Source organism: Arcicella sp. LKC2W (genome assembly GCF_034931005.1).
Classification (GTDB): Bacteria; Bacteroidota; Bacteroidia; order Cytophagales; family Spirosomataceae; genus Arcicella.
This window is the reverse complement of the sequence record NZ_JAYGIN010000004.1, coordinates 77,487-90,083: the sequence shown is the minus strand read 5'-3', so window position 1 is coordinate 90,083 and position 12,597 is coordinate 77,487. Positions and strand designations below refer to the sequence as shown.

The following is a 12,597-nucleotide window of genomic DNA, read 5'->3' as shown; positions in this document are numbered from 1 at the left end:
TTTTTGCTTTTCGCTATAAGCTTTAGGCTTTAAGCAATTGAACTTCTATGCTATTTTCTGATAACTGTTTACTATTTACTGTTCACTGTTTCTCTTCCAATTGAATAATAAGTATATCCTTTTTCTCCAATTTCGTCTAATTCGTATAGATTACGACCGTCAAAAATGACTTTATTTTTCAATAAAACGTTCATTACTTCAAATTCTGGAGTACGGAATTGAGGCCATTCTGTCATAATTAACAAAGCATCAGCATCTTTCAAGGCTTCGTAAGGACCAGTCGTGTAAGTGATTTTATCACCAACAACTCCTTGTACATTTGGCATTGCTTCTGGGTCGTAAGCTTTAATAGTTGCTCCTGCCGCTAAAAGTGCCTCGATATTATACAAAGCTGGTGCTTCACGAATATCATCAGTGTATGGTTTGAAAGCCAAGCCCCACATAGCAAAAGTTTTACCTTTTAAATCTCCCCCAAAATAATCGTTAATCATTGGAATTAAGCGAGTTTTTTGGTCTTCATTTACGTCCATTACGGCTTGTAAAATCTTGAAATCGTAGTTGTTTTCTTTAGAAGTTTTTTCTAAAGCTTGAACATCTTTCGGGAAACAACTTCCACCGTAACCAATACCTGCGAATAAGAATCTTTTACCAATACGAGAATCTGTTCCGATACCTCTACGAATATCATCAACGTTTGCACCCACTTTTTCACAAAGGTTAGCAATTTCGTTCATGAAGGTAATTTTTGTTGCTAAGAAAGCGTTAGCCGCATATTTAGTCATTTCAGCCGAACGCTCGTCCATGAAAATTACTGGATTTCCCTGACGAACCAACGGAGCATATAACTTCGTCATCATCGCTTTTGCTTTGTCAGATTTTGTACCAATAACCACACGGTCAGGTCGCATGAAATCTTCCACTGCAACGCCCTCACGCAAGAATTCTGGATTTGAAACTACATCAAATTCAACTTTTGCATTTTTAGCGATAGCTGCTTGAACTTTTTCAGCCGTTCCAACAGGTACTGTACTTTTGTCGATAACAACTACGTAATTTTCTAAAATTGGACCTAAATCGTCCGCAACTTTCAAGATATATTTTAAATCAGCCGAACCGTCTGCCCCTGGAGGTGTTGGTAAAGCCAAAAAGATTACTTGTGCATCTTTGATACCTTCCGACAAAGAAGTAGTAAATTTCAATCTTCCTTCATTTGAGTTGCGAAGGAATAATTCTTCTAAACCAGGTTCATAAATTGGAATGACCCCGTTTTTCATCTTTTCTACTTTTTTTGCGTCAATATCAACGCATATAACTTGATTACCAGTTTCAGCAAAACAAGTTCCCGTTACCAACCCCACATATCCCGTTCCGATTACAGCTATTTTCATGTATTCTTATTTTTTGTTTTCTTGAAATAGTTATAGTTTAATTTTCAAAATTAGTGGTTTTTATTGGTAAAATCTAAATGCGTATAGCAAATGTTTTGAAAGAATTCTCCAAAATTATTAAGTGGTGCTTTGTTTTCTGTTAATACACAATATTCTTACATTGAGTGCCGCTGTCTGAAATATTTATTTCCGTTTTTTCTTAACACTTTTTTCTTTGGCTGGAATCGTATGTTTTTCTAAAATGCCACTTTTTTCTTGCTTCACTTCGTTGCTTTTCCGTTGCCCCCAAATGCGGTCTTTGGCTATTTTTGTATTATTTTCAAAATCAATGATAGGGAATGGATAGTCTTTACCAAGGTGAAAATGATAGATTTCTTGTTCCATTTCAGTCATTTTCCAAGGTTCATGCGTGAACGTGGGCGGACAATTTCTCATTTCTGGAACCCATTCTCGGATAAAAATACCTTCGGGGTCGTGTTCTTGCGATTGTTTGATTGGGTTATAAATTCTAACCGTATTGATACCCGTAACGCCCGCTTGCATTTGAAATTGAGGATAATGAATTCCCGGTTCAAAATCTAAAAATAGGCTTGCCAAATGATGGGTTCCAGCCTTCCAATGGTGAAATAATTGGTGCGTTAGAAATGAAACTACCATGGCTCGCATTCTGAAATTGATGTAACCTGTGGCGATTAAACACCTCATACAAGCGTCCACGAGGGGAAATCCCGTCTTTCCTTCTTTCCAAGCGTTGAGGTGTTCTTCGTTTTCCGAAATCATCATGGAGTCGTAGCCATGATTCAAATTTTCAAATTCCATTCGCTCTTCCATTTCAAATTTTTGGATGAAATGACAATGCCAACGCAAACGAGAACCAAAATTTGATAAGTGCCATTTTAGGGATGGACTAAGCTTTTCGGCTTCTTTTTCGGCTTTATACACTTGGCGAATACTGAGACAACCCCAAGCAATATAAGGCGAAAGCCGACTACATCCTCGACGAGATTCTAAGGGTTTGGAAATGGATTTTGAGTAGTTTTTAACTCTTTCCTCCAAAAAAGATTTTAGATAACGATGAGCGTAATATTCTCCTCCAGGTTGAAAATTTTGGTTTCTTGTGTCGTCGGCATTAGGGAAAATATCAGTAAAGTTATTTACCAGTGAATTACTGAAAATGGAAGATTGCTTTTCTAAAGTTAGAATTGGCTCTTGTGATATTTTTGCAGATTCTTTTAGTGTTGCTTCATCAATTTTCCATATCGGCTGACCCATAAAAACGTGCCAGTCTTTTACCCAATTCTCTCGGTTTCTTCGACCTCTAAAAACGCCATTGCATTGATATTCAGTCCATTGAATTTTGTTGTTTTTGCAAAAGTTATTAATCTGTTTATCACGGTCGTAAGTTACTTTTAGACCTGTTTCTTCGTGAGAGAATATTTTATTGATGCCGATTTGCTGATGAATTTCTTGAAAAATGGGAATAACCTCTGCGTGGACAATCTTAATTTTTATGTTTAGCGTAGATAATTGAGCGTTTAAATCCTGTAAAGACTCCCAAACGAAACGCCAATGACGCTCAGAATAATGGGCATCAGCCATGACCGACGGTTCAAAAAAATAAAGCATCAATAGCGGTCGATTATCAGCAAGGGCGGCGTGCAGAGGAGCGTGGTCTCGCAGGCGGAGGTCACGTTTAAACCAAAGGATATTGATAGCTTGTTTTTCCAAAACGATGTAAAAATGGTGAATTATGAGTTGGTTTTGCTGTGTCTGTACGTAGGAATCCTTCGATAAACCTACGAACAGTGCCTGTTATTCTATTAATTCCCTCCCAAAAGCCTACTCAAAACCCCTTCTTTCAAAGCATAATTAGACACTTTTATTTGGTTGATTTCGTATCTTTTCAAAATAAAATCTATCAAACAAACGCCCACCACAATCATATCCACACGCAATTCTATCATACCCGCAATGTTCATTCTTTGCTCACGATTTTGCGAAACGAGTTTCAAAAAGGAGTCGTAAAATTCAGCAAGGGGTAATTCAAATGAAACTTGGTCGGTAGGAGGGAGTTGCCCAAATTGTTTCATAAAATACATATCAATTAGCGTTTCAAACGAACCCGCCGAGCCAATTACACACACAGGTGCGTACTGATGCACGGCGTTGGTAAGCGGTAAAAGTTGGTCTTCGAGATAATTTTTTAGTGCTTGAACCGAACGTGGAGAAATGGGGTCGGTGGTCATGAATTTATCCATCAATCGCTGACCGCCAATTTCAAAACTTTGTTTGTAAAAGATTTTGGTTTCGTTGCAAATAATAAACTCAACCGAGCCACCACCAATGTCAATAATCATGGAAGTTTCTGAACCGATTTTCATGCCTAATTTAACCCCTTCGTAAATCAAGCCAGCTTCTTCATCTCCCGAAATTACGTTGATTTTTATACCAGTCTCATTTAAAATTCTCTCACAAAATTCATTACCGTTCCTTGCATTTCTGACGGCACTGGTAGCCGTTGCTAAAATGTTTTCGGGTGTAATGCCTTCTTTTTCAAATCTTTGCTGAAAATATTGTAAGCCTTTTATCGCTCTTTGGATTCCTTCTTCGGTAATAATTCCGTCTGAAATGCCACCTTTCCCAATCTTGGCAGCATAACTGTCTTCATGGATAGTCTGAAATGTGTCGCCTTCTTGTGCTACAATCAATAGTTGAAATGTATTTGTCCCTAAGTCAATAATTGCTTTCTTTATCACGTTTTGTAATTGATTGTAATGTTTTGGATTTACCTTTGTATTCACAAAGATAGTTGTAATTGATTGATTGCCACAAAGTCACAAAGACGCACAAGAACGAAGAAGTGTTAAAGGTAAAAATAATAAAAAAGATATAAGGTTTTGAAGAGGTTTGATTGAGAATGGAGGCAAACTCTTTGTAACTCCGTGCCTTTGCTCCTTTGTCACTATAGAAATGGTATTAATAACAGGTATAACAGGTTTAGTCGGAAGTTTTACGGCAAGACGTTTCTTGGAAGCGGGTTATCAAGTTGCAGGTCTGAAAAGACAAAATAGCGATTTGTCATTGTTACAAGATATTGAAAATCAGATAACTTGGCACGAAGGCGACGTATTGGATATTTTGTCGCTCGAAGACGCAATGCAAGGAATTGACTTGGTGGTTCATGCTGCTGCTATCGTTTCATTTGCCCCAAAAGACCAAGAACGAATGTTGAAGACCAATGTTGAAGGAACAACAAACGTCGTTAATATTTGTTTGGATAGTAAAGTTAAGAAACTTTGTTTTGTTAGTTCTGTGGCGGCTTTAGGTAGAAAAACACCCAATGAACATACGCAGGAAAGTATCATCAAAATCAACGAAAAGGCTACTTGGGAAGAAAGTCCGTTGAACTCTAATTACGCCAAAACCAAGTATTTAGCCGAAATGGAAGTGTGGCGTGGACAGTCGGAAGGTTTGGAGACTGTTATCGTGAATCCGTCTATTATTTTAGGAGAAGCCGATTGGACAAAAAGTAGTACGCAATTACTCAAATATGCCTACGACGAACATTCTTTTTACCCACAAGGCAATCTTAATTATGTGGATGTTGAGGATTTAGTGTCCATTATTTATCAACTCACCACTTCTGATATTTCTAATGAAAGATATGTTGTAAGTGCGGGAGAAATCACTTACAAAGAGTTTTTGTCGAAAGTTGCTCAGAAATTCAATAGAAAAGCACCCCAAAAATTGCTCAATAAGTCATTAACAGGTATTATTTGGCGAGTAGAAGCCGTGAGGAGTTTTTTTACAGGAAAAGCTCCCTTAATTACGAAAGAAACTGCACTTTCATCGAGTCATTCATTTGAATATCAAAATGAGAAATTGAAAGAAACGTTGAATTTTTCCTTTAAAAGTTTAGATGAAAGCTTAGATAGAATTTGTGGACAATTACTCAAAAAATATCAATAAGTAGTTTTAATAAAAGGAGAATGTCTGCATAATGACCATTTTAAGGCTTTTAAACTTCATTATTAGCATAATTTTTGCTATACTAATTAATATTCAAGGTGTTTGGTAGAACAAAAGATTATTATTAAATTAGCAATAACAGTAAACTGTTTTTGTAAAATACAAACCCAGTTTTGACAGTTATATGGTAAAATATACGAATGGTTCGCCAACGAAAAATAATAATATACTTTTAATTATTTGCTTTTCGTTCTCGTTTTACTAAAAACTGTCCACTGAAACACCAGACCCTACAATCAATGATGGAACAAGATTTTGAAGACCGCCGAGAGGAAACGCTACATTCGGTAAGGCGTTTCGAATCCATGCTCAAACGTATGGAATCTTCTTTTTTCGACCTTGATACCTATGAGCAAATCGTAGAACATTATATGGAAGAAGGGAAAATTGATGATGCGATGCAAGCGTGCGAAATGGCTCTGGAACAATATCCTTATTCGTTGGAATTGATGCTTTGCAAGGCAGAATTGCTTGCTAATCTTGGTAAGCATGACGAAGCACTTGAAGTCATTGACAAAGCTGAACTTTTTAATCCTTCTGATACCGATATTATTTATCTCCGTAGCACTGTTTATAATCTTAAAGGCGACTATCAAACGGCTATCGAATTACTTACTGAAATTTTAGAAATTGCCGAAGACCGTGACGAAGTTTATTTTCATATCGGATTGGCGTACCAAAGTTGGGGAAAGCATCATAATGCCGTAGCTGCCTTCAAACAAGCCATTGAGGAAAATATCAAGAATGAAAATGCCCTTTACGAGTTAGCCAATAGTTTAGATGAAATAGGAAAGTTAGAAGAATCATTACCGTATTATCAGCAATTTATCGATACTGATCCATATTCTGAAAATGCTTGGTATAACATCGGAATTGCGTATTCTAAGTTAGGGAAATTTGAAGAAGCGGCTGATGCGTATGAGTTTTCGGTGGCAATTAATGATAAATTTTCTTCGGGATATTTCAACTTAGGAAATTCTTACATGAATTTGGGCAATTGGGCAAAAGCAGAAGATGCTTATCGCCGTTGCCTTGAATTTGAAGATGTTACGCCAGAAGTTTATTGTTGTTTTGGAGCGAGTATTGAACGACAAGAACGTTTTGCAGAGGCAATTCATTATTATAAAGATGCGATAAAACTTGACCCAGAGTGGGACGATGGTTATTTTGGTGTAGGTGTTTGCCTTTGTGAAATGGAACGTTGGTTTGAAGCTACTCATTTCTTGAAAAAAGCACTCAGTTTAGACGATAAAAATGCTTATTATTGGTTAGCTATGGCAGATGCCGAAACCAATATGGGAAATACTGTTTCAGGGATGGAAGCTTATCAAAAATCAGCAGAACTTGAACCAATGAATCCAGAAGCATGGATAAAATGGTCTATCCTGAATCATGAGCAAGGAGATTTTGAAATGGCTGCAGAATTAATGCTTTCTGCCATAGACCAAATGCCTGAAGAATCTGAATTATATTATCGTGCAGCCGTTTATTTTATCAAATCTGGACGCTATAAGGAGGCTTTCAATTATTTAGAAACTGGTTTAATTCTCAATTACGAAGGACATTCGTTAATGTTTGAATATTTTAAAAGTTTAGATACGCAGAAAGCCATTTTTAGAATAATAGAACAATATCGGAAATAGGAAATTGGTTACTGGTGTATTAGTTATTGGTAATTAGAAAATATAAAAAAAGGAACTTCAGCCAACTGAAGTTCCTTTTTTTATTAGAATTAGGATAAGCACCTTTACCAATAACCTAATCACCAATACACCAGTTACCCAATTTCCAGTAACTAATTACCAATCTCGACTAACAAAATTCTTCAAAAACACCTTCTAAGTGATTAGCGATTAATTCTGCTGAACGACCTTCGATGTGATGACGTTCTACCATGTGAACCAATTCACCGTCTTTGAAAAAAGCAATTGCTGGTGAAGATGGAGGGTATGGTAAAGTATATTCACGAGCTTTTGCGGTTGCTTCTTGGTCAACACCTGCAAAAACTGTTACTAAATGATTTGGTTTTTTTTCTGAATTCCAAACAGCTTCTTTCACACCTGGACGAGCAGTACGTGCTGAACAACCACATACCGAGTTGATAAACATCAAAGTTGTTCCGTTTTCAGCCATGACAGTTTCAACTTCTGCGGCTGTTTTTAATTCTGTAAATCCTCCTTCTGCAATATCTGCACGCATTGGAGCTACTAAATGTTCTGGGTACATATTTTTAATTTTTGAATGAGTGAATGATGAACGGGTTGCGTAACCTAAGTGAATAGATAAGTTTTGAGAGGAATAAATATCTGTATATTCACTCAATCACTAAATTAATCAATCACTCAATGAACAATGTTACATAAATCCAAGTTCCAATTTTGCCACTTCCGACATCATATCTTGTGAGTATGGTGGGTCGAAAGTTAATTCTACGCTTACGTCTGAAACTATTTCAATTTCTTTGATTTTTTGTTCAATTTCCACAGGAATCGCCTCTGCCGAAGGGCAAGAAGGAGAAGTCAATGTCATTAAAACATAGACATTATTAACAGGAAATATTTTTATATCGTAAATCAGACCAAGTTCATAGACATTCACAGGAATTTCTGGGTCATAAACTTCTTTAATCGCTCTGATTACTTCTTCTTTTAATTCTTCTTCTGACATTTTGAGGATGTATTAGGTAATTTCAAAAACAACTTTTGGATTAAAACTTACGCCTTAATACTGTTAAATACAATGGCATAATTCTTCATTTGTTTCACCATCGAAGCCAATCCATTTGAACGAGTTTGGGCTAAATGTGAACTCATTCCAATTTTATCCATAAAGTATAAATCTGATTCTGCAATTTCTTTTGGCGTATGTCCTGACAAAACCCTGATGAGCATATTTACCAAACCTTTTACGATAATTGCCTCAGAATCAGCTTCAAATATTAAGTTTTCATTTTCTTGACGAGCATTTAACCAAACTCTACTTTGACAACCTTTGATGATATTTTCTTCGGTTTTTTGTTCTTCGGGAAGTCCCTTTAACTTCTTACCTAAATCAATGATATATTCGTATTTGTCCGCCCAATCGTCAAACAATTCAAATTCTTCTATTATTTCGTCTTGTGTTTCGTTAATTGTCATTTTTTGAAGGTTATAAATTAAGAGGTTTCGCAGAGTGCCTCAACATCATAATTTCAACATCTTGAGTTACTTTATAAATCATTCGGTATTTGCCGACAAAAACTTCCCTAAAGTTTTCTGAATTTATTTCTGGAACAATTCTGCCCATTTTAGGATTTACTTCTAACAAATCAATGTATTTGAAGAACTCATCAGCCCATAACTGAGCATATTTTTCTGAATAATCACTGAAATCTAAGAAAATTCTGTCTAAATCTTTTCGGGCATCTTCTGTAATAATTACCTTTTTAGCCATTGATTGACAACATTTTTTATTTCATCTTTAGAATATACCTGCCCGTTTTTTACTTGTTCTTCTGAACTTTCAATTCGAGCAAGAATAACTAAACGTTCTACTAAATCATCAATAGTAAATCGTTGTGGCATTCCTTGAATGCAAAACATTACCTGTTCTTTTTCTAAAGTTGATGTACTCATAACATTATCTTTTACAAAAGCATTTTCTTAACTCTGTGTATTCCTGCTACCAATCGGTCAATTTCTTCAGTTGTATTATAAACCGCAAAAGATGCTCTGGTTGTTCCCACAATATTGAATCTTTGCATTAAAGGTTGTGTACAGTGGTGTCCAGTTCTTACGGCAATTCCTTGATTATCAAGTAGTACGCCAATGTCTTGCGGGTGAATTCCATCCATAACAAAACTTATTACCGACACTTTTTCTTTTGCTTGTCCGATGATTTTCAAGCCGTCAATCTCCAATAACTGCTCAGTTGCATAATGCAAAAGCATATCTTCGTGAGCCGCAATATTTTCTTTTCCGTGAAAAGCGATGTATTCTAATGCCGTTTTTAAAGCTACTACGTCCGCAATATTGGGCGTTCCCGCTTCAAATTTATAAGGCAATTCGTTGTAAGTTGTTTTCTCGAAAGTTACTTCTTTAATCATTTCGCCACCACCCATGTATGGAGGCATAGCATTTAAAATTTCTTTCTTTCCGTACAAAACACCAATACCCGTTGGCCCATACAATTTATGAGCAGAAAGGGTATAGAAATCAGCGTCAAGTGCTTGAACATCAATATTTAAGTGCGAAGAGGCCTGAGCTCCATCAATCAAAACTTTCGCTCCAAAACTATGAGCTAAATCAATGATTTCTTTAACAGGATTAATCGTTCCCAATGAGTTAGAAACATGATTAACCGAAACCAATTTCACTTTTTCAGAAAGCATATTTTGGTATGCTTCCATATCCAACTCGCCTAAATCAGTTACAGGAATCACTTTCAATTTGATACCTTTCTCTTCACAAAGCATTTGCCAAGGCACAATATTGGAGTGATGTTCTAAACCAGAAATGATAATTTCGTCGCCTTCTTTGATGAATTTTCTCCCGAAAGTGCTGGCTACCAAGTTGATACCTTGCGTCGTTCCCGAAGTGAAAATGATTTCTTCGATAGACGATGCTCCCAAAAATGCACGAATTGCTTCACGAGATGCTTCAAAATCACGAGTAGCACGTTCTGCTAATGTGTGAATTCCTCGGTGAATATTAGCATTGTCAAAATTGTAATAATGTGCAATGGCATCAATTACAGAAGTTGGCTTTTGGGTTGTGGCGGCATTATCAAAGTACACCAATTTTTTACCATTAATTTCTTGATTAAGGATAGGGAAATCGGCTCTGATTGCCTGTATGTCTAATATTTCGGTGATTGTTGTCATGAAATTAAAATGTCAAACTAAAATGATGTGCCATAATTTTAAATTTCTTATTCAAATACAAACGGTGTGCATCATAACGTTGATGTCCCGAATCTAAATGAACTCCATCAAGTTTTTGGGTTTGAGCCAAATCAATAATAAAGTCTAATAATTGACTTGCATAGCCTTTTCCTCTCGCTTCTGGAATAGTCGATAAATCATCAATGTAGATAATATTACCGCAGTAAAGCATTGTCATGTACCTAAAACCAATAATTGCGGGTACATTTCCGTTTTCTTCTTCAATATATGCCAACCGATAAGTCTGATGCTCCATCTTATCAATTAAAGCCAAATAGTTTTCCTTGGTAAGATTTGGTCTTAAAGCACTAATCGCATTCCAACATTTTAAATATTCGTCTTGAGTATTTGCGAATTTTATTTGAGTCATATTCTCCACGAATTACTGTAAAGGGTCAATTTTTAACATTGGTTTACTTTCTTCCATTAATCTCCAATTATTCATCAATTCTTCTTGATGTAAAACCGCCCATTCGACTACCAATCCTAATGTTTTTGCTGGTAATTTTCCTTCTAAAAGTGCAAAATTGTCGATAGAAATAACTGCTTTGAAATCTCCATAATGTGCATGAAAATGAGGAGGATTATGGTCATCAAAATACATAAAAATGATAATTCCGAAAAAACGACTAATTTGTGGCATAATGTTCTTTTTTCTTCCAGTCTTCAAAGGAAAGACCTACTAATTTTAGATACAAAGAATCTGGACACAAATCTAAATCTTCATTCCATGCTACCGCATTTGACTCTTTATCAATATAGACATTATTAAAAACACCTTCCTTATCCCACTGTTGGAAAATCCCTTTGTGGGCAAGATGAGATACATCCGCAATTCCTTGTGTTCCATCGTCATATTTTAATGCAAGACGATAGTTGGATAATCCTTTTACATCAATAAGTCGTGGAAACATATTGTTCTGAATTTAATCTTGATAAATCTTCTCCGTAATCAATTCCTGCAAATATTCTTTGATAGAAGTAATCTCAAATTTATCGATTACATCTTGTGCGAAAGCTAACGTCAATAATGCTCTGGCAGTGTCTTTTGAAATACCACGTGCTTGCATATAGAAAAGTGCATCATCGTTCAATTGTCCAGTGGTTGTTCCGTGTGAACATTTCACATCGTCTGCCCAAATTTCCAATTGTGGTTTGGTATTCATCGACGCATCTTCTGATAACAATACGTTTTTACAAGATTGAAAAGCGTTTGTTTTCTGTGCGTCTTGTCTTACAAAAATCTTTCCGTTGAATACGCCCGTTGATTTCCCTTTCAAGATTCCTTTGTACAATTCATTTGAATTTGAATTTGGCTTGGCGTGGTCAACCGCAGTATGATTATCTATATGTTGCTTTCCGTTTGGAATATATAACCCAAACATATTTGCTTCCGCATATTCTCCGTCAATCTTGATATTCAAGTTATTACGAACAAATCCGCCGTTTGCTGTTACGGTATTAGCCGTAAAAACAGACTTATCTGCTTGCAAAACCGAAGTTGTACCGATGTGATATGCTTTGTCTGATTCGTTCTGAACTTTATAATAATGCACGTTTGCTTCTTCTGCAACCACAAATTCAGTTACGGCATTGGTAAATGAAGCATTGTCACCAATAGTACGGAAAGCTTCTGCAATTTGAACTTCTGAACGTTTGCCAACTACGATTAAATTTCTCGGTTGTGATGCTACATTTAGCGTACGAGCATCGTTGATAAATCTAATAATAATTGGTTGTTCAACTACTTTGTTATCAGGAACATGAACAAATACGCCATTTTGTGCAAAAGCAGTATTCAGTGCCGTAAAAGCGTTGTCTTGATAATCGGTATATTTATTGAAATATTGCTCAACTAAATCAGCGTGATTTTTAGCGGCTTCGGCAAAAGTCATAATCTGTAATTCCGAATCTGGACTTACGATAGTTGACATCTCAGCGTTATAAACTCCGTTGATAAAATATAAAATATTGCCTTCAAGATTTGGAATGGGCATTTCTGCTAAATCTTCTGCCGAAAAATTAGTAACAGCATTAAATTCAAATGCTTGATTAACTAAGTTTTTTACATTAGAATATTTCCATTCTTCGTGTCTGATGGTAGGGAAACCCAATTTGTCAAAACGCTCTAACGCCTGCTGACGAATCTGGTGAACGGCAGATTTTGCTTCGCCATTCATACGTCCTTCGGCAGTTTTGAAATCTGCTATTAATTGAGTTTTTAAATCTGTATTGTTCATAATCAAAATCTAATCTTTA

General features: G+C 36.1%; 15 protein-coding genes. 2 read left to right on the top strand and 13 right to left on the bottom strand.

From position 1 onward, the window contains the following. Nucleotides 1-71 precede the first annotated feature (71 nt). From VB796_RS03910 to VB796_RS03900, 3 genes are all read right to left on the bottom strand, one after another. Complete coding sequence (locus tag VB796_RS03910) at nt 72-1,388, bottom strand: UDP-glucose/GDP-mannose dehydrogenase family protein (RefSeq protein ID WP_323345201.1); 1,317 nt, start codon at nt 1,386-1,388, stop codon at nt 72-74. A gap of 183 nt (nt 1,389-1,571) precedes the next feature. Further along, complete coding sequence (locus tag VB796_RS03905) at nt 1,572-3,116, bottom strand: deoxyribodipyrimidine photo-lyase (protein ID WP_323345200.1); 1,545 nt, start codon at nt 3,114-3,116, stop codon at nt 1,572-1,574. A gap of 92 nt (nt 3,117-3,208) precedes the next feature. Next, on the bottom strand, nt 3,209-4,144 hold the full coding sequence (locus tag VB796_RS03900; protein ID WP_323345199.1) for a phosphatase: 936 nt from the start codon (nt 4,142-4,144) through the stop codon (nt 3,209-3,211). A gap of 214 nt (nt 4,145-4,358) precedes the next feature. On the opposite strand from VB796_RS03900, the gene VB796_RS03895 reads away from it, so the two are divergent. Beyond that, the gene (locus VB796_RS03895; RefSeq protein ID WP_323345198.1) at nt 4,359-5,357 is read left to right on the top strand and encodes an SDR family NAD(P)-dependent oxidoreductase; all 999 of its coding nucleotides are present in this window, start codon (nt 4,359-4,361) and stop codon (nt 5,355-5,357) included. A gap of 299 nt (nt 5,358-5,656) precedes the next feature. Further along, a complete protein-coding gene (locus VB796_RS03890; protein WP_323345197.1) occupies nt 5,657-7,060 on the top strand; it encodes a tetratricopeptide repeat protein in 1,404 nt (467 codons plus the stop codon). Nucleotides 7,061-7,229: 169 nt separating this feature from the next. Here VB796_RS03890 and VB796_RS03885 read toward each other — a convergent pair whose 3' ends face one another. From VB796_RS03885 to sufD, 10 genes are all read right to left on the bottom strand, one after another. Further along, nucleotides 7,230-7,643, bottom strand: a complete 414-nt coding sequence (locus VB796_RS03885) for a BrxA/BrxB family bacilliredoxin (RefSeq protein ID WP_109744089.1) — start codon at nt 7,641-7,643, stop codon at nt 7,230-7,232. A gap of 129 nt (nt 7,644-7,772) precedes the next feature. Continuing rightward, nucleotides 7,773-8,084 (bottom strand): iron-sulfur cluster assembly protein, encoded by a 312-nt coding sequence (locus VB796_RS03880; RefSeq protein WP_323345196.1) that lies wholly within the window; start codon nt 8,082-8,084, stop codon nt 7,773-7,775. 47 nt (nt 8,085-8,131) lie between these two features. Continuing rightward, nucleotides 8,132-8,554, bottom strand: coding sequence for a SufE family protein (locus VB796_RS03875; protein WP_323345195.1), 423 nt, complete (start codon nt 8,552-8,554; stop codon nt 8,132-8,134). A 10-nt stretch (nt 8,555-8,564) separates the two neighbouring features. After that, entirely contained in the window at nt 8,565-8,849 is a 285-nt protein-coding gene (locus VB796_RS03870) for a type II toxin-antitoxin system RelE/ParE family toxin (RefSeq protein ID WP_323345194.1), read from the bottom strand. Beyond that, nucleotides 8,834-9,031 carry a hypothetical protein gene (locus VB796_RS03865; RefSeq protein ID WP_323345193.1) on the bottom strand — a complete coding sequence of 66 codons (198 nt, stop codon included), beginning with the start codon at nt 9,029-9,031 and terminating at the stop codon, nt 8,834-8,836. The genes VB796_RS03870 and VB796_RS03865 overlap by 16 nt, the downstream gene beginning before the upstream one ends. 11 nt (nt 9,032-9,042) lie before the next feature. Next, the gene (locus VB796_RS03860; RefSeq protein ID WP_323345192.1) at nt 9,043-10,278 is read right to left on the bottom strand and encodes a cysteine desulfurase; all 1,236 of its coding nucleotides are present in this window, start codon (nt 10,276-10,278) and stop codon (nt 9,043-9,045) included. A gap of 4 nt (nt 10,279-10,282) precedes the next feature. Continuing rightward, nucleotides 10,283-10,708 (bottom strand): GNAT family N-acetyltransferase, encoded by a 426-nt coding sequence (locus tag VB796_RS03855; RefSeq protein ID WP_323345191.1) that lies wholly within the window; start codon nt 10,706-10,708, stop codon nt 10,283-10,285. Nucleotides 10,709-10,720: 12 nt separating this feature from the next. Beyond that, nucleotides 10,721-10,981, bottom strand: coding sequence for a DUF4160 domain-containing protein (locus VB796_RS03850; protein WP_323345190.1), 261 nt, complete (start codon nt 10,979-10,981; stop codon nt 10,721-10,723). Further along, nucleotides 10,968-11,252 carry a DUF2442 domain-containing protein gene (locus VB796_RS03845; protein ID WP_323345189.1) on the bottom strand — a complete coding sequence of 95 codons (285 nt, stop codon included), beginning with the start codon at nt 11,250-11,252 and terminating at the stop codon, nt 10,968-10,970. Before VB796_RS03845 ends, VB796_RS03850 begins: the two co-directional genes overlap by 14 nt. Before the next feature lie 12 nt (nt 11,253-11,264). Then, nucleotides 11,265-12,578 carry a Fe-S cluster assembly protein SufD gene (gene sufD / locus VB796_RS03840; RefSeq protein WP_323345188.1) on the bottom strand — a complete coding sequence of 438 codons (1,314 nt, stop codon included), beginning with the start codon at nt 12,576-12,578 and terminating at the stop codon, nt 11,265-11,267. Nucleotides 12,579-12,597: the final 19 nt, after the last annotated feature.

Coding starts and splice junctions, on each gene's coding strand:
- VB796_RS03910 (WP_323345201.1), bottom strand. CDS start 1,388: ATGAAAATAGCTGTAATCGGAACGGGATATGTGGGGTTGGTAACGGGA.
- VB796_RS03895 (WP_323345198.1), top strand. CDS start 4,359: ATGGTATTAATAACAGGTATAACAGGTTTAGTCGGAAGTTTTACGGCA.
- VB796_RS03890 (WP_323345197.1), top strand. CDS start 5,657: ATGATGGAACAAGATTTTGAAGACCGCCGAGAGGAAACGCTACATTCG.
- VB796_RS03885 (WP_109744089.1), bottom strand. CDS start 7,643: ATGTACCCAGAACATTTAGTAGCTCCAATGCGTGCAGATATTGCAGAA.
- VB796_RS03880 (WP_323345196.1), bottom strand. CDS start 8,084: ATGTCAGAAGAAGAATTAAAAGAAGAAGTAATCAGAGCGATTAAAGAA.
- VB796_RS03875 (WP_323345195.1), bottom strand. CDS start 8,554: ATGACAATTAACGAAACACAAGACGAAATAATAGAAGAATTTGAATTG.
- VB796_RS03870 (WP_323345194.1), bottom strand. CDS start 8,849: ATGGCTAAAAAGGTAATTATTACAGAAGATGCCCGAAAAGATTTAGAC.
- VB796_RS03865 (WP_323345193.1), bottom strand. CDS start 9,031: ATGAGTACATCAACTTTAGAAAAAGAACAGGTAATGTTTTGCATTCAA.
- VB796_RS03860 (WP_323345192.1), bottom strand. CDS start 10,278: ATGACAACAATCACCGAAATATTAGACATACAGGCAATCAGAGCCGAT.
- VB796_RS03855 (WP_323345191.1), bottom strand. CDS start 10,708: ATGACTCAAATAAAATTCGCAAATACTCAAGACGAATATTTAAAATGT.
- VB796_RS03850 (WP_323345190.1), bottom strand. CDS start 10,981: ATGCCACAAATTAGTCGTTTTTTCGGAATTATCATTTTTATGTATTTT.
- VB796_RS03845 (WP_323345189.1), bottom strand. CDS start 11,252: ATGTTTCCACGACTTATTGATGTAAAAGGATTATCCAACTATCGTCTT.
- sufD (WP_323345188.1), bottom strand. CDS start 12,578: ATGAACAATACAGATTTAAAAACTCAATTAATAGCAGATTTCAAAACT.